Source organism: Saccharothrix sp. AJ9571 (genome assembly GCF_021725495.1).
In the GTDB taxonomy this organism is placed as follows: Bacteria; Actinomycetota; Actinomycetes; order Mycobacteriales; family Pseudonocardiaceae; genus Amycolatopsis; species Amycolatopsis magusensis.
The window spans coordinates 4,211,061-4,230,728 of sequence record NZ_CP091382.1 but is presented as its reverse complement, the minus strand read 5'-3'; the positions used below and the strand labels follow the sequence as shown (position 1 = coordinate 4,230,728).

19 protein-coding genes are annotated in these 19,668 nt (G+C 71.4%); 10 read left to right on the top strand and 9 right to left on the bottom strand.

Features of this window, described 5'->3' with window-relative positions:
• Positions 1-236 precede the first annotated feature (236 nt).
• Genes L3Q67_RS19400 through L3Q67_RS19385 form a run of 4 tightly spaced genes read right to left on the bottom strand, consistent with a single transcriptional unit; the run spans position 237 to position 5,315 of the window.
• Entirely contained in the window at positions 237-1,430 is a 1,194-nt protein-coding gene (locus L3Q67_RS19400) for a CHAT domain-containing protein (protein ID WP_499190820.1), read from the bottom strand.
• The gene (locus L3Q67_RS19395; RefSeq protein ID WP_499190819.1) at positions 1,424-3,088 is read right to left on the bottom strand and encodes a hypothetical protein; all 1,665 of its coding nucleotides are present in this window, start codon (positions 3,086-3,088) and stop codon (positions 1,424-1,426) included. Before L3Q67_RS19395 ends, L3Q67_RS19400 begins: the two co-directional genes overlap by 7 nt.
• Complete coding sequence (locus L3Q67_RS19390; protein WP_499190818.1) at positions 3,085-4,074, bottom strand: hypothetical protein; 990 nt, start codon at positions 4,072-4,074, stop codon at positions 3,085-3,087. Before L3Q67_RS19390 ends, L3Q67_RS19395 begins: the two co-directional genes overlap by 4 nt.
• On the bottom strand, positions 4,071-5,315 hold the full coding sequence (locus tag L3Q67_RS19385; RefSeq protein WP_499190817.1) for a hypothetical protein: 1,245 nt from the start codon (positions 5,313-5,315) through the stop codon (positions 4,071-4,073). The genes L3Q67_RS19390 and L3Q67_RS19385 overlap by 4 nt, the downstream gene beginning before the upstream one ends.
• A gap of 243 nt (positions 5,316-5,558) precedes the next feature.
• Here L3Q67_RS19385 and L3Q67_RS19380 point away from each other — a divergent pair, with 243 nt between their 5' ends.
• The gene (locus L3Q67_RS19380; protein ID WP_499190816.1) at positions 5,559-6,662 is read left to right on the top strand and encodes a PA2928 family protein; all 1,104 of its coding nucleotides are present in this window, start codon (positions 5,559-5,561) and stop codon (positions 6,660-6,662) included.
• Between the two features lie 27 nt (positions 6,663-6,689).
• Entirely contained in the window at positions 6,690-7,451 is a 762-nt protein-coding gene (locus L3Q67_RS19375) for a hypothetical protein (RefSeq protein ID WP_499190815.1), read from the top strand.
• 82 nt (positions 7,452-7,533) lie between these two features.
• On the opposite strand, the gene L3Q67_RS19370 is transcribed toward L3Q67_RS19375, so the two are convergent.
• The gene (locus L3Q67_RS19370; RefSeq protein WP_499190814.1) at positions 7,534-8,739 is read right to left on the bottom strand and encodes a sigma-70 family RNA polymerase sigma factor; all 1,206 of its coding nucleotides are present in this window, start codon (positions 8,737-8,739) and stop codon (positions 7,534-7,536) included.
• 412 nt (positions 8,740-9,151) lie between these two features.
• Between L3Q67_RS19370 and L3Q67_RS19365 the strand changes: the two genes are divergently transcribed.
• Positions 9,152-10,078, top strand: coding sequence for a GlxA family transcriptional regulator (locus L3Q67_RS19365; RefSeq protein ID WP_499190813.1), 927 nt, complete (start codon positions 9,152-9,154; stop codon positions 10,076-10,078).
• Positions 10,079-10,213: 135 nt separating this feature from the next.
• Positions 10,214-10,342 carry a hypothetical protein gene (locus L3Q67_RS19360; RefSeq protein ID WP_281068347.1) on the top strand — a complete coding sequence of 43 codons (129 nt, stop codon included), beginning with the start codon at positions 10,214-10,216 and terminating at the stop codon, positions 10,340-10,342.
• 44 nt (positions 10,343-10,386) lie between these two features.
• On the opposite strand, the gene L3Q67_RS19355 is transcribed toward L3Q67_RS19360, so the two are convergent.
• Positions 10,387-11,109, bottom strand: coding sequence for a helix-turn-helix domain-containing protein (locus L3Q67_RS19355; RefSeq protein ID WP_499191580.1), 723 nt, complete (start codon positions 11,107-11,109; stop codon positions 10,387-10,389).
• 222 nt (positions 11,110-11,331) lie between these two features.
• Between L3Q67_RS19355 and L3Q67_RS19350 the strand changes: the two genes are divergently transcribed.
• From L3Q67_RS19350 to L3Q67_RS19330, 5 genes are all read left to right on the top strand, one after another.
• Positions 11,332-11,997 carry a DUF4097 family beta strand repeat-containing protein gene (locus L3Q67_RS19350; protein ID WP_499190812.1) on the top strand — a complete coding sequence of 222 codons (666 nt, stop codon included), beginning with the start codon at positions 11,332-11,334 and terminating at the stop codon, positions 11,995-11,997.
• Positions 11,998-12,020: 23 nt separating this feature from the next.
• The gene (locus L3Q67_RS19345; RefSeq protein ID WP_499190811.1) at positions 12,021-14,297 is read left to right on the top strand and encodes a S9 family peptidase; all 2,277 of its coding nucleotides are present in this window, start codon (positions 12,021-12,023) and stop codon (positions 14,295-14,297) included.
• A 36-nt stretch (positions 14,298-14,333) separates the two neighbouring features.
• On the top strand, positions 14,334-15,743 hold the full coding sequence (locus L3Q67_RS19340) for an alpha/beta hydrolase family protein (protein ID WP_499190810.1): 1,410 nt from the start codon (positions 14,334-14,336) through the stop codon (positions 15,741-15,743).
• 19 nt (positions 15,744-15,762) lie between these two features.
• Complete coding sequence (locus L3Q67_RS19335) at positions 15,763-16,152, top strand: VOC family protein (protein ID WP_499190809.1); 390 nt, start codon at positions 15,763-15,765, stop codon at positions 16,150-16,152.
• A 368-nt stretch (positions 16,153-16,520) separates the two neighbouring features.
• Complete coding sequence (locus L3Q67_RS19330) at positions 16,521-16,856, top strand: hypothetical protein (RefSeq protein WP_499190808.1); 336 nt, start codon at positions 16,521-16,523, stop codon at positions 16,854-16,856.
• Here L3Q67_RS19330 and L3Q67_RS19325 read toward each other — a convergent pair.
• Entirely contained in the window at positions 16,831-17,283 is a 453-nt protein-coding gene (locus L3Q67_RS19325) for a hypothetical protein (RefSeq protein WP_499190807.1), read from the bottom strand. The genes L3Q67_RS19330 and L3Q67_RS19325 overlap by 26 nt on opposite strands.
• 311 nt (positions 17,284-17,594) lie before the next feature.
• Here L3Q67_RS19325 and L3Q67_RS19320 point away from each other — a divergent pair, with 311 nt between their 5' ends.
• Positions 17,595-18,473, top strand: coding sequence for a glycoside hydrolase family 19 protein (locus tag L3Q67_RS19320; RefSeq protein WP_499190806.1), 879 nt, complete (start codon positions 17,595-17,597; stop codon positions 18,471-18,473).
• A 55-nt stretch (positions 18,474-18,528) separates the two neighbouring features.
• Here the strand turns inward: L3Q67_RS19320 and L3Q67_RS19315 are convergent, their stop codons facing one another.
• A complete protein-coding gene (locus tag L3Q67_RS19315; RefSeq protein WP_499190805.1) occupies positions 18,529-18,819 on the bottom strand; it encodes a hypothetical protein in 291 nt (96 codons plus the stop codon).
• Between the two features lie 261 nt (positions 18,820-19,080).
• Positions 19,081-19,641: an EF-hand domain-containing protein gene (locus L3Q67_RS19310; protein ID WP_499190804.1), complete on the bottom strand. Its 561-nt coding sequence runs from the start codon at positions 19,639-19,641 to the stop codon at positions 19,081-19,083.
• Positions 19,642-19,668 lie beyond the last annotated feature (27 nt).

Sequence of the window (19,668 nt, the reverse complement as noted above, 5' to 3'; positions counted from 1 at the left end):
CCCCCAACACACTCGCCACCCGGGCACCCAACAGGAGCACCCGCCCAGACCCCCACCCCACCCCCACACGCCGCCGCCCAGGGCACCCACCGGGAGCACCCGCCCAAACCCCACCCCGGTCCACAGCCAAAAACACGGCTGGGGCTTCGATGTCAAGGCATCTTTCCCGCCTTGACATCGAAGCCCCAGCCGTAGTCACAATCAAAAACCGGGGCGGACTCCCACCTACTCCCCAGCTAAGCCGAAGAAGACCGGCGTGGTGCCCAGGTTGTGGTGAAAGCGGCCCATACGAGCGGCGAGCAACTCAGGTCCCCGGTCGTTTCCCATCGAGTCGCCATCGCGCGTTGCCAGTCGTTGAGGGCGGCAACGGGGTCCGGGGCGCGGTGGGCGGCGTCGACCGCGAGTACGGCCGGGCCGAGGACCGGGGTGGCCGCCGGGAAGTCCGGGACCAGCCGTGCCAGGCCCTCGTCGGTGGGCAGGGTCCACCGCGTGGCGGTCACGTGCTCGGCACCGCCGTGGACCATGGCCGTGACCAGGCCGGTGGGCTCGGCGAACCGCAGGTCCCCGCCGCTTTCGCAGGCCACCAGCGCCACCCGCGCGGGGATCCGCCACGGCCGCGCCGGGCCCGGGCGGTGGCCCAGCACGAGGTCCGCGGCGGTCAGTGGCCGGTGCGCGCCCAGTGGCGCCGCCCGGCCGGTGGTGTCCGCGGTGCAGGACAGGTGCATCCGCGCGTCCAGCCCGTGCTCCCCGGTGGTCACGTGCCCGACGTAGAGGAACCGCGACGCCGTGCCCAGCGCCTCCTCCAAGTACTCCCGGTCGGCGTCGTCCCGGCGCACCCCGCCCGTGGCCAGCGCCGCCAGTTCCGGGGTCACCTCGCCGAGCACCGACCCCAGGGCCGACGCGTCGGGGAAACCGGGCACGCGCGGGTCCAGCACGCCGACGACCGCCCCTTGTGGATCGAACGGGACCACGCGGCGGTGTTGGGCGTTGCTCACCGTCGCCGGGGCCAGCACGGAGATGTCGACGTTGTGCACCGCCCGTTCGCCCTCGTCGACGTGCAGCGCTTCCCACGGCACCTGAGCCGTCGACGGGGACGGCTGGATCCGCAGGTGCGGCCGAACCCCTTGGGACAACAGCGAATTCAGCTCACCGGCCAGCCGGTGCGGCAGCAACGCGCTGGACAACCTGGTCGCCAGCGCGATCTCCCGTTCCCGGTCCACCAGCGGACCGTGGGTGAGCGAGCGCCGCAGCGCCTGCGCGGCGCTCTCCCCCGGCAACGGCGACGGCACGGCCGCCGCCCATTCGTCCAGCGTGCCCTGGACCAGCTCCCGCGGCACGACGATCACCCGTGGTTCGGCGGGCTGGTGCTCCCACCGCCACGTGTAGTACAGGTCCCCCGCGTCGACCAGTTTCAGCTGCACGGTCACCATGACGCCACCGCTCCGCCCGAGCGCACCGGAAACCCGTACCGCTGCTCGGTCACGTCGATCCACGCGTCCAAACCGGACGGTACCGCCGGGTCGACCCGCACCCGTGGCGGCAGTTCGAAGCCGCCGGCAGCCGGCGGTTCGGGCAGGGAGACCAGTTCATCGCGGGCCACCGCGGTTTCCGCGTGCAGCGACACCGCGCCGGCGAGGTGGTCGAGGTATTCCGCCGCCAGCAACGGATCTTCGACCGCCCGGATGGCCAGCAACGCCGAACGCGTCGCGGGCGCGGCGGCCAGCGCGACCCACCGCTCCCGCAGCGGGCCGTGCGGGAAGCGCTGCCGCACGGCCTCCGCCGCCAGCGCGGCTGGCAGCCCCAGGTCGAGCGCCCGCAGGCTGATCGCCCGCCGTTCGGCACCGGTGACCGCCGCGGCCCGGCGCACGAGCGCGTCCGTGCGCCACCACGCCATGCCCAGCGCCACGTGCCACCACCCGGCCGCGTCGCAGTGGGCAGCCGCCTCGGCGTAACAGGATTCGGCGTCGGCGAACTCGCCCAGCGCCTCGAACACCGAGCCGCGCACCTGGTGCACCGCGACCAGTTCCAGCGGGGTCGCCGACTCCCCGAACAACGCCTGCGAACGGTCCGCCAGCGTGAGCGCCTCCCGGGCCCGGCCGGTCAGCACGGCCACCGCCGCCCGCCCGTGCAGGCACATCGCGAGCCGTCGCGGATCATCGGCGACCAGCGACTCCGCTTCGCCGTACAGGGCTTCCGCCCGCTCGGCATCGGCGGCCAGGTACGCCAGCCGCGCTGTGCTCAGCACCGCGGTGAACTCGCCCTCGCTGTCGCCCGCCATCGCGGACAGTTCGCGGGCCAGCGCCAGGTGTTCGACGGCCCCGGCCAGGTCACCGGTGCCGCTGGTGACCTCCGCCAGCGTCGAATGCACCGAGGCGACCATCGACGGCTCGATGAGGTGCGCGTGCTCCAGCGCGACCTGCGCGGCGTCGGCCGCGTCCGCGTACGACCCGCCGGTCACCAGCACGCGGGCACGCATGGCGGCGATGGTGCCGGTGAACAGCTTGGCGTCCTCACCGAGGTGTGCCGCGTGCACCGCCGCCTCGTTCAGCTCCGCCAGCGCCTCGGGCAGCCGGGTTTCCGCGTGGTGCTCCCACGCGCGGGCCAGCAGGGTGGAGGTCAGGTCGGCGTGCAGCGGACCGAGGTACTCGGGCGCGTGCGACTCGGCCAGCTCCAGCGCCGCCACTGTTTCCGTCTTCGCCTCGTCCAGGCGGCCCGCCACCATCAGCAGCCCGGACCGGCTGTGCCGCAAGGCCACCTGCTGCGGCGAATCGGCTTCCTCCAGTTCCGCCGCCACATCCGACCACGCTTCGTCCCACCGGTCCAGCCACGGCAACAGGCTCGCGCGGGCCGCGACGATCAGCGCCCGCAACGGCTGCTGCGCCACGGCCAGCGCTTCAGTCATCAGGTCAACCGCGTGCTGCCGCTCCCCCGCCAGGTCCACGACGTGCGCGAGGTTCAGCAGTGCCTGCGCGCGATCCTCCACCGCCGCCGTCGCGACCGCGGTTTCCAGCGCGGCCCGCGCGCCGTCGAGATCGCCGTCCGCCACGAGTTGCACACCCTGGTCGTGCAGGTCGGACCACTCGCTCAACGCGCGGTCCGCTCGGTCAGCGTCGCGGTGGCGGACCCGACCCGGGAACGCGCGTAGGCGATGATCGCGGCCTGTCGCTCTTCGGCGCCGGGAGCGAGTGCCGAGGGTTCGGCGAAGCCGGGTGCGTAGACGGTCACCACCCGTCGTTCCGGCGGCAGCATCAGCACCGAGGGCGGCACCGGCGCGGACCCGGTGAAGCGGCCCAGGTCGTCGACCTCGTCCAGGCCCACGTCCGTTTCGCCGAACCGGGCGGCCAGTCGCGGCCCCGGCCGGGGTCCCGGCGTCACGGCCACGTCCAGCGCCGTCGTGCCCTGCCGCCGCACCACGGCCCATTCCGCGGGCGCGGCCGCGTCGAGCACCCCGGCGGGCACGAGCGTCCAGTCCACAGTGGAGGAACCGGTCAGCACGGTGATGCCGGGGGAACCGGGGCCGCCACCCGCGGCGAGGGCGTAATCGGCCTGGCTCGGCACCGCGGCGGCGGGCCGCACCACGCCGTAGTCCTCGGAAAGCGCCTCGATCCGCGCGGCCAGCTCCGGGTGCACCTCCGGCGGCACCGTGGCCAGCGCGCGCACCACCGCGTCCAGGTCGTCCAGGAAGTGCTCCACAACGGACAGGTTGATCGCGCGTTCCGCGTGCAGCGTGACGGGGTCCACCGCCGGTACGCCCGCGACCGCGGACGCGGGCCACCAGGCCTCCACCCAGTTCAGCTGCGCGACGATCCGGCAGGCCGCGCGCACCCGCCAGTCGCCGTCCACGGGCACGTTCACCTCTTCGGCCCCGTTGAGGATGCCGTCCGTCGCCGAACCGTAGATCTCCCACAGCCAGTCCGACGCCAGTTCCGGGTCGTGCACCCGTGCGGCGGGCACCGGCCCGTCCGCCAGCACGTCCCACGCCAGCACCGCGCCGGAGGCCTCCAGCAGCGCCGTGGTCTCCGGCAGGTCCGGCCAGGCACCGGCCACCAGACCCGCCACACGCGACACCCTCATGCCCCGGCCTCCCGCTCCAGCGCCGCCCGCAACCGATCGCGCTGGTCGAGGATGACCGAGCGCAACACCCCGTCGAGCACGTTCCAGACCTGGTCGGCGGTCACCTCGTCCCGCCGCAGTTCCCGGCCGTGCACCCGAACCCACAACCGCCGCAGGTAGGCGGCACGCACGTCACGCACGTCCGCGCGGATACCCGGTGGCGCGGCCGACGGCATCCGCAGGACCCGGTGCACGTACGCCTCGCGCTCCCACCGGGACCGCAGCCGGGCCGCGGCGCTGCCCGGCTCTCCCGTCGTGACCCCGGCGAGGTCCGCGGACGCCTCCCGGCCGAGGACCATGACCACGCGGCTCACCTCGTCCGCGAGCTGCCACGGCCCGGCCGAGCGCGCGATCTCCTGCCGCACCAGCACGGGCACTTCCGCGAGCCCGGCACGCAGGAAGGTGTTGGTCAGCGGCGCGAACAGCCGTTCCAGGATCGACCGGTCGAACGGCTTGGGCAGGTTCGCCTTCGACGCGCGCTCCCCGAGTTCGGGCCGCGCGGGCCGGTCGCGATCGGTCAGCCCGTGTGCCTGCGCTACACCCGGCCGATCCAGTTCCGCGGCCCACGCGCTGCCCGCCGAGCCGGCGACCAGCGCCTGGAACGTCCGGTGGTCGGGCGCGGTCGCGCAGGTGGCGAGGAACGCCACCACGGCGGCGGGCACGGGTTCCGGGCGTGGCACGGTCATCGCGGCCCAAGTCGCTTCGATCAGCCGGGTCAGTTCCCCGGCGTTGGCCGCGTCGGAAAGGAAACCGCGCAGCGCGCCGACGGTCGGGCCGTCCTGACCGTGCACCTCGGCGAGCGTCGCCGCGGCGATCGAGGCCGCGTCCGGTCCCGGCGGTCCGTGTCCGGTGGCCAGTTCGAAGCAGCGCTGGAAGTAGAGGTCCTGCGGATTGCCGTCGGTGAGCCGCAGCCGCCGGCGTTCGGACTTCAGCGCCACGAACCAACTCGCCGTCGCGGCCAGCACCGGCCCCGCCTCGGCGATCCGCGCGCGCAGGGCGTCGACGTGCTCGATGGCGACCGCGCCCGCGGCGAACTCGGGATTGCGGACCGGGCGCAGCACCAGCGGTTCGAGGAGCAGCTTCACCGTGCGGGTCAGCGGGCGGCCCGCGGCGTTGCTCAGCGGCGCGACGGCGTCACCCAGCTCGCTCCACGCCTGCGCGATCACCAGGCCGCGGGGCAGCGTGGCGGTCGCGGTGGTCACCCGGCTGAGCCTAGGCGCTGTCCTGCAAGTCACGCTAGCGCTCTTCGCGCCCAGGCGGCCCCTGGCGGCACGGGCGGGCGCGGCCGAGTACGGCCAGTACGAGGCCGACCCGCCCGCACCGCCAGGAACCACCTGGATCACGAAGCCCATCTACCAGACTCACAGGACAGCGCCCAGTCGATGATCGGGCCGCCGAACCGTTTCTGGGACCGGTAGGCGGGCAGTCGCGCCGAAGCTTCACCCATGTACCAGAACCCACCGCAGTACGCCCCGGCCCCGTCGCTCTACGACACGCCGCCGCGCCGCCGTCGCAAGCCGGTCCCGCTGGCGATGGTGGCCTTCCTGGGCATCTTCGCCCTGCTGTTCTTCGGCGGTTCCTACCTCGTCTCACCGGAAGCGCGCATCCGCGCGCAGCCGGGCGTCGCCTTCGCCGAACTCGGCGGGCGGGACGTGGTGCTCGTACCGTACGAGCGGCAGGGCGCCCGGGGCATGTTCCAGCTGCTGACGCAGGACATGTTCCAGGTCCGGCTCGCCGCCGTGGACCCGGCTTCCGACGAGGTGCTGTGGGACACGCAGCTCTCGGACGAGCTGATCTGGGAGGCTTCGGTGCTCGGCGCCGGGCGGGACTACGCCTACCTCGCCACCGACTCCGGGCTGATGATCCTCGACCTGAGCGACGGTTCGGTGGAGATCCAGGGGGAGGACGTGCCGGGCCTCGACGGCGCGTACCTGACGTCCCGGGCCGCGTACGCCTACGACGCGCAGAGCCGCCGGATCCTCGCGCTGACGTCGTCCGGTGCCGTGCGGGCAATCGAACTGGACCAGACCAAGGCCGTCACGGTCGACGAGGAGACCGCTTCGGCGTGGGCGGATCGCCTGTCCGCCGACAGGCCGCGCTCCACCACCTTCGAGGTCGCCGGCAACGAAGCCGGACTGCTGCCCAGTTCCTCGGAACAGGTCGTGCTCGAGGACGTGGGATTCGGCGAGCTGGGCAGCGTGCTGTTCCGCGGTCCCGAGGACGGCCGCAAGATCCAGGTCAGTGAGACCGCGTTCCCCCAGGCGCGGCTCGTCATAGCCGACGGGACGGCCGCGGGGGCCGCCACCGGGCACGTGCTGGTCCAGCACCGGCTTTCGCTGAACGACACCGGCCTCGGGCTCAGCCTGGTCTCGCTGGCGACCGGCGAGGTCACCGGCTCGCTTCCGATCAGCTCCGCGCCGGAAAGCGCGGTCGTCGGCCCGGACGGGACCACGGTGGTCACCGCCGGTGACGCGGTGGTGCTGGCCCGCGGCGACGGCTCGGTCATCCCACTCGAAATCGGCGCTTCCGACCTCTTCGGCTCCGCCTGAAACCCCTTACCCACGAAAGGAAATATCATGAGGGCACTACTTCTCCTCCCCCTGTTCGCCGGCCTGGTCTGCACCGCGATCTGGGTCGCCGTCGGCCTGACGGGCGACGACGAGTTCGCCTGGCTCAACGGCTGGGTGTGCGGACCGTTCCTGCTGCTGGCCGGGCTGCCGTTCGCCTTCACCCGCGGCCTGGGCGGGATCTTCGGCGGCCTGCCGAAGGAGTTCCACGGCGCGCCGATCGGGATGGGCACGGTCACCGGCGTCGCCCGGACCGGCTTGGTGGTCAACGACCAGCCGCAGCTGGAGATCCAGCTGCGGGTGGACACGCCGGAGGGGCGGTCGTTCCCCTCGTCGGCCCGGCAGATCGTCGACCTGACCGATCTCGCCGCCGTGCAGCCGGGCGCGACGCTGCCGGTCCGGTACCTGCCCGACGGCCGGGTGGTGCTCGCCACCGACGCCCCGCAGCACGAACTGCAGGCGGCGCTCAACCGCGTGCAGCTGGCGAAGGGCTGGATGACGCCGAACCAGCTGCGCATCGCCGAACAGGGCGTCGAGGGCAGTGCGCTGGTGCTGAGCATGACGCCGACCGGGCAGACCGGGGACGGCCGCTCCGAGGTGCGCCTCGGCCTGCGGGTGACCAGGGCGGACGGCACCAGCTTCGACGTGGCGCAGGACAAGAAGCTGCCGCCGGTCGCGGTCGGCCAGGTGCAGCCGGGCATGGTGGTGGGGGTGCGCTACCTGCCGCACGACGAGTCGGAGGTCGCGGTGGTCACCAGCCTGGTGCCGTGAGTCCACAAAGGACCGCGGCGGGGGTGGCCGGCACGTCGATGAGGTCGCCGGCGCGGATCGGGGACCCGCGTGGTTCCGACGATCACCCCTTGCCGCGTTCCTTCTTCTTCTGCTGCCCCGGCGGCGTTTTGGACGGCTTGGCCTGCCCCGGCGGTGCCGTTTCGCCTGCCCATTTGTTCCCGCCTCCGCTGTTCGGCTTGTCCGCCTTCGCATGACCGCACCCCCGGCCGGAACACGCCGCCCTGTTCGGCTCGGGCCTCTCCGCCGAGTGGAGATCGACTGCCGTTCCGGTCCGCTCTGCGGAATCCGCCGGGTGGGCGGGCGACGGCGCGGCGACCGGCCGGACGGAGTAGACCCGCGCACCCGCACCCGTGGGCTGGGGCTGCGCCGGTGCCGAGACCACCGTCTCGGGAACGGGGGCCGGGGCCAGCGACGGGAGCGGCACCCCGCCGCCCGCGACCGCCACCACGGCGGCGGCCACCACCGCCGCGACCTTGCCGCCGCCGGTCGCCATCCCGGCGGACAGCGAGACCAGCACGGAACCGGCGTGCCGCCGGGCCAGCGCGGGCCGCAGTTCCTGGTTGGTCTCGGTCAGCGCGGCGGCGACCGCCCGGCAGTCCGCACACCGGCCGACGTGCGCGGCGATCCGGGCGGACCGCCGCGGCGACAGCCCGTCGCGCACCCAGGCGCCCATGTCCGCGCGCATCTCGCCGCACTCGGGTCTGCTGGTGTCCGGCACCTGCACCTGGAGGTAGGCCCGGCGCAGCCCTTCGCGGGCGCGCATCGCCAGCACCGCGACACCGTTCGGCGAAACCCCGAGCAACGGCGCCAGTTCCGCGGCGGGCGTCCCTTCGACCTCGGTGTGCCACACCACCGTCCGCCAGCGGCCAGGCAGCGAACAGAACGCGGCCCAGGCCAGTCCCGCCTGCCAGCGGCGGACCATCAGCTCGTCCGCGCCGGTGCCCGCGACGATCCGGTCGGGCACCTCCTCGCGCAGGTCGATCCGGGCGTGGCGGCGTTGCCAGTTGATGGCCAGGTGACGCATCGTGGTCAGCAGGTAGGGCCGCAACTCCTGCCGCGGCCCCGCGCCGGACCGCACGGCGATCAGCACCCGCACGAACGACTCGGCCACCAGGTCCTCGCACTCGGCGGTGTCGCGCACCCAGCGCGCCGCGGCCCGCCGAGCGGCCGGGGCGTGGCGGCGGAACAGCACGTCACAGGCCCCGAAGTCACCGTCGCGGACGGCATCGAGCTGGACCTCGTCCAACGCCCCGTCCTGCTCCCACATCGCGCACTCCCGGGTAGGCACTCGATTACCGGTGTGCCGACACCCGCCCGTTATGACGCCTTGCGAGAAGAGTGTGGCCCGGACCACATCTACCGCATGATCACCCGGACGGCTCCCCGACCCCGCTTTCCCGGTGACCGGCAGCATGACGCGCTCGTGACACGAATGTGGCTTTCGGAGCGGAATCGGCTCCCAAAGCCACATTCGTGACATGGCTAGCCCCCTCCGGTCCGAGTCGCGGACGTCTCGGCGGGGCCGTGAGGGACCGGCGTCCGTTCATGTCTGTCCACAGTGGACGCCAGTGGATGCCCGGGAACAGTTGCCGGACAGGGGCTTCGCCGACGGCGGCGGAGGTGCGGCCCTCCCGCCCGAGGATCGTGTCGACAAAGACACCATGGGGTACTTTCAGGCCATGCATCGCGTGGTGGCCCTGGTACGGCCGGTGCAGTCGACCTTCGAACTCGGCTGCGCGGCCGAGGTCTTCGGCACGGATCGAGCCGGGGTGCCGCAGCACTACGAGTTCGAGGTCTGCACCGAAACGCCCGGCCAGGTGCCGACCACGGCCGGGTACACGATCGCCGTGCCGCGTGGGTTGTCGGCGCTCGCGGACGCGGACACCGTGATCATTCCCGGCTGGGCACCGGTGGAGGCGCCGCTGTCGCCGCGCGTCCACCGTGCGCTGTTGCGGGCCCACGCCCGCGGGGCACGGCTCGTCTCGATCTGCTCCGGCGTGTTCGCGCTCGCCCGCACGGGCCTGCTCGACGGCCGGTCGGCCACCACGCACTGGGGTCGCGCCGCCCGGTTGCGCCGGGAATTCCCCCGCGTCAGCGTGGAATCGGACCGCCTCTACGTGGACCACGGCGACGTCGCCACCAGCGCCGGGGCGGGCGCGGGCATCGACCTGTGCCTGCACCTCGTCCGCCGGGACCACGGCGCCGCGCACGCCGCTCTCCTGGCCCGGCACATGGTGATGCCACCGCAGCGCGACGGCGGCCAGGTGCAGTACGTCCCGCCCGAGGACGCGCTCGACGGCCTGCTCGAATGGGCCGACGCACGCCTCGGCACCCCGTTGTCGGTGGCCGAACTGGCCATGCGGCTCAACGTCTCGCCCCGCACGCTGGCCCGCCGTTTCGCCGACCAGCTCGGCACGAGCCCCGGCGCGTGGCTGCTGTCCCGCCGCGTGGCCGAGGCACGCACCCTCCTGGAAGAGACGAACCTGCCGGTGGACGCGATCGCCGCCCGCGTCGGCTTCACCTCGGCGGTCAACCTGCGCCGCCGCTTCCGCACCCAGGTGGGCACCACCCCGGGCGCCTACCGGCGGGCGTTCCGCGTTTCCTAGTGTCCCGGGCGGAGTTCGTCCAGGCCCTGCGCGCCGGGGATTCCGGGTGCCCTGAGCAGTGGCGTGCGTCACGGAATGCCAGCCGATCTTCAGCGCTACACCGTGGTGTAGCTCATTCGCACGCAAGGGAGTGACATGACCACAGCCGCACCGCAGGAAGCGTCCACCTCGCCGGTCGTACCGGTGCTCGACGACTTCGACTTCCCGCTCACCGATGGGGCCGCCTGCCGCATCGACGACCCCGACTGCGAAGCCTGCCAGTGAGGTAACCGGGCCGTGGCCGACCAGCACTTCTGGACGGCCACGGCTCAGTTCCGGTCCACGGGTTTCGTGTGCAGGATGTCCCGGGCCTGCTCAGCGGCGCGTGCGATGCTTTCGCCGACGAAGTCGATGAAGCGGGCGATGTTCTCCATGCGAACGGCGGCCGGAGTGCCGGACCCGAGGACGTTGACGCCCTGCCGCGCGGTCTCGGCGAGCAGCGCGTGCGATTGAGCGCTGGCGACCATCGATTGGTACCAGACGTCGTTGTCCACGATGTACCGCTCGCGGCGGCGGTCGTCGCGTTCCCGGCGAAGTAGCCCCTGGCTTTCGAGGAACGCGACCGCCTTGGACACCGAAGCCGGGCTGACCTGGAGCCGCTGCACGAGTTCGACCGCGGTCAGGCTGCCCGAGTCGCTCGTGGTGAGGCAGGTCAGCACCCGGGCCATCATCTTGGGCAGACCCGACTGCATGAGCAGGGTCGTGTACGTCTCCTCGTACTCACGCACCGCCTCGGCGTCACGCCCGTCCGCCCGCGGCGGCGCCCCAGCCCGGCGCGGCGCGGCCTGCCGGTGCCGATGGGCACGGCGTTCGGTGGCGTGGTGCGCCAAATCCGCCCGGTACGCGGCCGGGCCGCCGTTGCGCATCACCTCACGCGTGATCGTCGACGTGGGCCGGTCGAGCCGCCGGGCGATCTCCGCGTAAGCGAGGCCGTCGGCCAGGCCCAGCGCGATCTGCTGGCGTTCCTGCTGGGTGAGCCTGCCTCCCGGCATCGCGATCCCTTCCGTGCTCCGTAGTGCGCGCAGCATAGCGTTCACCAGCCTTCCATTGCAACGACATGTACCGTCATGTTGCGTTAGATTCACGTCCATTGCAATGATCTCAGGACGTTGAAGTGCAGTTATCTGTTTTCACTGCAACGAACTCGTTGCCCGATTCATGAACGCAACGTAGCTTTCCATCATCGGAAACAACGAGCACAGGAGCTGAACACCATGAAGACCTTCGAATCCCCCGCCCCCATCACCGCGGTCCTCGACATCCCCGCCGGCCGCGTCCAGTTCATCGCCGCCGACCGGGCCGACACCGCGGTCGACATCCAGCCCGCCGACGCCTCGAAGAGCCGCGACGTGAAGGTCGCGGAGCAGACCACGGTCGGATTCCGCGACGGCGTCCTGCGGATCGAGGCCTCGGCGAAGAACCAGTTGCTCGGCGCCTCCGGCTCCATCGAGGTGACGGTCCAGTTGCCCGCCGGGTCCCACGTCGAAGCGAAGGCCGCCAGCGCCGACTTCCGGGGCGTCGGCCGGTTCGGCGACGTCACCTTCGAGGGCTCGCACGGCGAGGTCAAGCTCGACGAGGCCGCGAGCGTCCGCCTCACCTCCCACGCCGGTGACGTCTCGGTCGGCCGCCTCACCGGGCCCGCGGAGATCAGCACCGGCAAGGGCGACATCCGGATCGCCGAGGCCGTGCGCGGCGAGGTCGTGCTGCGGACCGAGGTGGGCGACGTGACGGTCGACGCCGCCGCCGGGGTGTCCGCCTCCCTGGACGCCGGCACCCCCACCGGCCGGATCCACAACTCGCTCAAGAACACCGGCGGCGACGTCGAACTGACCATCCACGCGACCACGGCCTACGGCGACATCACCGCCCGCAGCCTCTGAACCTCGAAGGAGCACCACAAGCCATGATCACCACAGCGGACTACCAAGCCGCCGAACAACTCCTGCGCCGTCCGGCTCGACCCGGTGAGCTCGTCACCGGCGACAAGGTCAGACCACAGTGGATCGACGGAGGCACCCGCTTCTGGTACGCGGTCAACACCGGCGGCGGCAAGCGGTTCGTCCTGGCCGACCCGGCGGCGGGTACCCGCGAGCCCGCCTTCGACCACGACCGGCTCGCCGCCGCGCTGACCACCGTCACCGGGCAGCAGGTCGACCCCGAGGCCCTGCCGTTCACGGCCATCAACCCGGCCGGGAACACCGTGGAGTTCGACGCGTTCGGCGAGTACTGGCGCTGCCGCCTGGACGACTACTCCCTCGAGCGGGCCGAGTTCACGCCGCCGGGCAACCCGCTGGAGGTGGCCTCACCCGACCAGAAGTTCGCGGTGTCCCGGCGAGGGCACGACCTGTGGGCGCACTCGCGGTCCGACGGCCGCGAGTGGGCACTGACCACCGACGGCGAACCCGCCTGCGAGTACGGCCCCGGGCCCGGCTCCACGAGCAACGCCACCCTGCTGCGCAAGATCGGCCTGCCGTACCTGCCGCCCGCGGTGGCCTGGTCGCCCGACTCGAAGAAGGTGCTGGCGCACCGGATCGACGAGCGCGAGGTCCGGCAGACGCACCTCGTGGAGGCCCGGCCCGCCGACGGTGGCGCACCGCGCCTGCACACCCAGCGGTACGCCTACCCCGGCGACGAACACCTGCCGCTGGCCGAACTGGTCGTGCTGGACGTCGCCGACGGCGAGGTGGTCCGAGCACAGGCCGAGCCGCTGATCACGACGAAGGTGTCGCCGATCATGCTCCGCTGGGCGTGGTGGGCGCAGGACAGCTCGGCGGTCTACTACCTCGGACAGCCCCGTGACCTGCGCACCCTCACCCTGCACCGCCTCGACCCGGCCACCGGCGAGGTGACCACCGTGCTGAGCGAAACCGGGGACACCCGGGTGGAGCCCAACCAGTGGCTGTTCGAGCCGCCGATCGTGCGCGTGCTGGACGGCGAGGTGCTGTGGTACTCGCAGCGCGACGGCTGGGGCCACCTGTACCGGTACGACCTGCGCACCGGCGAACTGCTCGGGCAGGTCACCTCCGGGCAGTGGGCGGTGCGGCAGATCCTGCACGTCGACGAGGCGGAGCGGTTGGTCTACTTCACCGCCTCCGGGCTGGTTGACGCCGATCCGTACCGCCGCACGGTGTGCCGGGTCGGCCTGGACGGTTCCGGCTTCGCCAAGGTCACCGACGACGAACTGGACCACGTGGTGACCCTGCCGGAGCACCACGAGTACTTCCTGGACTCCGCATCCACTGTGGACACCGCGCCGGTGACGGTGGTGCGTGACTGGTCCGGCCGCGTGCTGGTCGAACTGGAGCGCGCCGACATCGGCAAGCTGACCGCCACCGGCTGGACCCCGCCGGAGCGCTTCCGCGTCAAGGCCGCCGACGGGGTGACCGACGTCTACGGCGTGCTGTACCGGCCGCGGGGGTTCGACCCCGAGCAGCGCTACCCGGTGGTGGACACCATCTACCCCGGCCCGCAGGTCGAACGGGTCTCCCCCGGCTTCGACCCCGGCGGCATGGGTCTCGACGCGGAACCCCTGGCAGCACTCGGTTTCGCCGTGATCGCGGTCGACGGCCGTGGCACGCCGGGGCGGAGCAAGGCCTTCCACGACGCCTCCTACGGCAACCTGGCCGACGCGGGCAGCCTGGCCGACCACGTCGCCGCGCTGCGGCAGCTGGCCGAGACCCGGCCGTGGCTGGACCTGGACCGGGTGGCGGCGTTCGGCCACTCCGGCGGCGGATTCGCCGCGGCGCGGGCGATGCTGGACTTTCCCGAGGTGTACCGGGCAGGGGTCGCCCTCTCCGGCTCGCACGACGCCCCCACCTTCAACCCGGGCTTCATCGAGACCTACGACGGTGCGGACAACCGGGACGCCTGGGCCCACACGTCCAATGTGGACATCGCGGACCGGCTGGCAGGCAAGCTGCTGCTCGTGCACGGCGAACTGGACGACCAGGTCCACCCGCACCAGACCCTGGGGCTGGCCGACCGGCTCGTCGCCGCGAACAAGGACTTCGAGCTGCTCATCGTGCCCGGAGCCGAGCACACGTTCATCGACTGCCTGGCCTACGTCCGCACGCGCTGCTGGGACTTCCTGGTGCGGGAGCTGATGGGCACCCCACCGCCCGCCTACCGGCCTGCGCCCATCCCCATCGGGCCCGAGCTGCTCGCCGAGATGTTCGCCTGATTGACGCGTGACCTTTTGGTCACCTATTCTCGCCACATGAAAGCTCACCCCGTGGTCCTCAGACGTGCCGTGGTGCTCGTCGTGCTGCTCCTGGCCGGTTTGCTGACCGGCGGCGCCACCGGTGGCGCCGCCGAAGGCACCCGCGACCACCACGACGAGATCAACGGCACGGAGTTCCGGGTCAAGGTGCCCGCGCGCTGGAACGGCACGCTGGTGCTGTTCAGCCACGGCTACTACCTGGCCGAGTACCCGCCCGAACCCGGGCACGTCATGCTGGCCACCCACCCGCGGACCGAGCAGTGGCTGCTCGACCACGGCTACGCGCTGGCCGCGTCCAACTACCAGGGCCTGGTCGGCTACGCGGTCGAAGACGCACTGCGGGACCAGATGGCGGTGCTGGACTGGTTCGAGGTCCACATCGGACGTCCACGCCAGACCATCACCAGCGGTATGTCGATGGGGGCGCTGGTTTCCATCGGGCTCGCCGAACGCCACCCGGAGCGTTTCGCCGGGGTCCTCGCCACCTGCGGCGAGTACGACGGCAACGGCACGTGGAACAGCGCACTGGACATCACCTTCGCGATCAAGGAACTGCTGGCTCCCGGCGCCGACATCGACCTGGTGGAGGCCCGCGACCCGGAAGCCAGCCGGGACCGGCTGCGCGAGGTCATCGCGGACGCGCAGAAGTCCGAGCAGGGCCGGGCCCGGCTCGCGCTGGCCGGTGCCCTCGCGAACATCCCGGGCTGGAGCACCACGCACCAGCCGGCGCCGACGGACTTGGCCGACCGGCTCAGCCAGCAACTGGCGTGGGTGGACACCGCCTACGTCTACGGGATCGGCCCGGTCGGCCGTGAGGACCTGGAGCGGCGGGCCGGCGGGAACCCGTCCTGGAACGTGGGCATCGACTACCAGCGGCTGCTCGCCCAGTCGGCCCAGCGGGACCTGGCCGTGCAGGCATACCGGGCGGCCCCCGGGGCGAACCTCGACGCCGACCTCGACCGGCTGGCGAAGGCCCCGCGGATCACCCCCGACCCCGGCGCGCTGGCGTACATGTACCGGCACACCGTGGTCCGGGGCAGCACTCCGTCGCCCGTGCTGACGCTGCACACCATCGGCGACGGCGGCGCGGTGCCCGATCAGGTGCGCTGGTACGCCGAACAGGTCCGGCGACACGGCGATCCGGACCGGCTGCGCTCGGCGTACCTCTCCCGCGGCGGTCACTGCTCGTACAGCGCGGCCGAAGAGATCGTGTCGCTGCAAGCGCTGCTGGCGCGGGTGAACACCGGCCGCTGGTCCGGCGTCGACCCGGCCGGGCTCAACGCCGCGGTGGGCACGTTCGCCCCGGACGACCACCAGGTGATGGACATGTTCACCGGGGAAACAAAGGCGGTGGCGCCGTCGTTCACCCGGTACACCGCGCCGAAATTCCTCCGGCCGTCCCGGTAGCGCCTGGCAGACTGGGTCGATGCCCGCGAAACTCGCCGCTGTCGTGGTGGACTGCCCTGAGCCCCAGGCTCTCGCGCCCTTCTACGAGGCACTTCTGGCCGCGAGGCGAACCAGGGATGACGCGGACTGCGTGCTGCTGGAACTGGGTCCCGGCCAGCCGGACATCTCCCTGCAGCGCACCGAGAAATACGTCCGCCCGGACTGGGTGAGCGGCGACCCGGCGCAGCAACTGCACCTCGATCTCCTCGTGGACGACCTGGACACCGCCGAACAGGAGGTGCTCGCCCTGGGCGGGCACCTCCTCGACGGTTCCGACAAGCCCATCGGCTACCGCGTATACGCCGACCCGGCAGGCCACCCCTTCTGCCTGGTCACCCCCGAAAGCTTCTCCCCAGCCCCACGTGCGTAACCGCACTCGACCGAACCCCACCCCCAGACACCCGAACCCCACACTCAGGCATCCGAACCCCACACTCCCGCAGTCGAACCCCACACTCGCCGCACACGAGCCACCCGGGTGGCGTTGGCCTCAGGTCCGGAGTTCGTACGTGAGCGGCGTGCCTGACGGCCATCTCAGATATAGGCCTTCCAAGCAGCAGCGGCTCGACACCTGATCGAGTCGGGTGTTTCCAGTTCGGCCGCCCGGGCGTGGTATCGAAAGGGGTAACGTCCTCGCCTCGGTCTCGCTTCTTCCGATAGGTTTTCAGCCTCCGCGCCCGGTGCGTCCGTTCACCGCGCGGATTCGATCACACCTTTGCTCGAGTTCGGGAGTCTTTCGTGCTGAAGAAGATCGGTGCCGTCGCCGGTACGGTGGCCGCGAGCGTTGTCGTGTTCGGTGGTGTGGCCGCCGCCGGCGGGGAAACCGCCCGCGCCTTCGACGACAGCAATGACGGTTTGGTCAACGCGAACAACGTCGACGCCCTGTACGACGTCGAGGGGGCCGTCGGTTTCTGCAACCAGAACATCAACGTGCTGATCGTCCAGGTCCCGGTGCACGACGTCGCGGAAGGCATCGATGTCCCGCTGCTGCCCGCCGGGGTGAACACCGCCGAAGGTCAGAGTCCGGAGAACTGCGCCAGCGACCTGATCAACACCGACGACGGCCGTCCCTGACCCAACTGGTCAGCGTTTCGAGGTAGCCGGGCGCCAGTCGGGTGCCGCCGTCGAGTTGGATTCGGTGCCCGGCGCCCGGCGCACTTCGACGGTCAGGGTGGCCCGCTCGCCACGATCCGCCGAACAACGCCAAGTGCGGACAATGCAGGCGAAGCACGTCAGGAATGGGATCGTGGCCCTGCTCGCGTTTCGTGAATTCCCACAGACGCTCGTCCAATTCGGCCCAGAAGTCGCCATACTCGCGCAGAACCCGGGCGGCGTGAATCATTTGTGACGCCTCGGCGACGTCAGCCCCGCGGCGACCGGCCTCGACGAGTTCGCCGTATGCGGCCGGAGCGGCGTCACGATCACCGGGTGTGCCGCGCGACAGGGCGCCGGCCAGCGCGTGCACGGCAGGTGTCGTGCAGGGGCAGCTGTTGATGACCACCCACGGCACATCCGCCCGCCCAGCGGCCACGAGGTGCTCGCGGATCGCCGGAAGTACGTGTCGTTGTTCCGATCCGATGCCCCGGACCCGCCGACCATGACCACCCCCGGCGACAGCTCGCCCCTATCCGGCACCGCCAGCGACCCGGCGCACGGGTTAGGCCGTTCAGCTGTCACCGCAGGGCCGTACAGGCAGTTCCGCCGGCCTTCTGTTGGTTTCTCGCCCGCAATGGTCTATACCTGTGAGCCATACCCCTGGAGGTATAGACCAATCTCCCTCCTTTCCGGTCCCCCCGCACGAAGGAGCCATCGATGTCGCTAAGACGTCTCCTCGCGGCCGTCGCCGCCACCTTTGCCGTCACCGCGATCGCCGTGGTCGTCCCGGCCCAGTCCGCTTCGGCGGCGGCCTGCGTGACCCCGTGGAACGCCAGTTCGGTCTACTGGGGCGGCGACACCGCCTCCCACAACGGGCGCAACTGGTCCGCGAAGTGGTGGACGCAGAATGAAACCCCGGGCAGCGCGCAGGTCTGGGCCGACCAGGGCACCTGCGGCGGCGGCCAGCCGGACCCGTCCGGGTTCGTGGTCAGCCAGGCCCAGTTCGACCAGATGTTCCCGAACCGGAACCCCTTCTACACCTATAACGGCCTGGTCACGGCGCTGAGCGCGTACCCGGCCTTCGCGGGCACCGGCAACGACACCATCAAAAAGCAGGAGGCCGCGGCCTTCCTGGCGAACGTCAGCCACGAGACCGGCGGGCTGGTCCACATCGTCGAGCAGAACCAGGCCAACTACCCGCACTACTGCGACACGAGCCAGTCGTACGGCTGCCCGGCCGGCAACGCCGCCTACTACGGCCGCGGTCCGATCCAGCTGAGCTGGAACTTCAACTACAAGGCCGCCGGTGACGCACTGGGCCTGCCGCTGCTGACCAACCCGTGGCTGGTGCAGAACGACGCGGCGGTCGCCTGGAAGACCGGCATCTGGTACTGGATGACTCAGAACGGCCCCGGTACGATGACCCCGCACAACGCGATGGTCGGCAGCCGCGGCTTCGGCGAGACCATCCGCAGCATCAACGGCAGCATCGAGTGCAACGGCGGCAACCCCGCCCAGGTGCAGAGCCGCGTGACCAAGTACCAGCAGTTCACCGGCATCCTCGGCGTGAGCCCGGGCGCCAACCTGTACTGCTGACCCATTCCAGGAATCGAAGGGGCTCTTCACCGCGGTGAAGAGCCCCTTCGAACGTTCAAACGGAGCCGCGGCGCCGGATGCGGGCGAGGAATACCCACGTGGCGAGCACTGCGGCCGGTACGAGGATCAGTTCCCAGAAGACGAGGTCCTGGGTATTCGCCCCGTCCCGCGCGGCCGCCAGCCCCCATCCCGCCAGCGCGGCCAGCGTCGCGGCCACGAGCATGGCCGCCGCCCGGTGCCCGGCGAGCCAGGCGCGAATCCTGGCCGACCGTTCGGTCCGCAAGGCGGCGGCGTGACGGGAACGGAGTTCCCTGCTCAGCGGGCGCCCGATCTGATATTCGACCATGGCGTTCCTCCTCTCAGCACGCGAGGGATAGCCGAACGCCGATTCCGGCAAACCACGGCACCTGCCCGAACGGGTGACGACGAGCGGTTCGATCGGTCCAATTTCAGCCTGCAACCGGACCTAAACAATACGAACGGTCGTATGACAACTCGTCCGAGATGCCGTGATCACGGTTCCATACGACCGTTCGTATTGTTGCATCACTGAGGCGACGGAACTGATGCGGTCCCGCAACGCCTTTCGTGCTGAACAGGCAGCGGGTCAGCTCATGGGCCAGCCGGTCCACCAGTTGGCCGGGGAATCCGGGTCGGTGCTCGTCCAGTAGTCCACGCAGGCTCGGACGAACTCCTCCGCCGTGAGCTGGCCGTCGCCGTCGGTGTCGAGGTGGTCGAACGCCTCGGCCGTCTCCGCGTCCGTAAGGCCTGGGAAGTGCCCCTGGTGGAACTTCCGGAACTCGGCCGGGCTCACGCGGCCGTCGACGTCGGTGTCCGCGATGGCCAGGAAAGCCTCCGCCAGCGCGCCCACGGTTTCGCGTGCGGACTGCGGATCATCGGCCAGGGAACCGGTGGAGGTCACGAACTGCTCACGCGTGATCGCCTCACCGCCGCCGGGGATGTGTGGCCGGTGCAGGTCGTGCCAGATGCGGAGGTAGGCGTCCAGGATGCGCCGCTCCTCCGCCGATCCTGCCGCATGCCCCAGCGCTTCCGCCGCCCGGCGGCCCATCAGGACGTGGTCCTGCTCGGTGAGCAGACCGTCCCCGTCGACGTCGAGGTAGTCGAACCCGTGGTTGATCTTCGCCCTGAGCAGCTCGCTGAGCGGCACGATTTCCTCCGTGGACGTGGGAAAAAC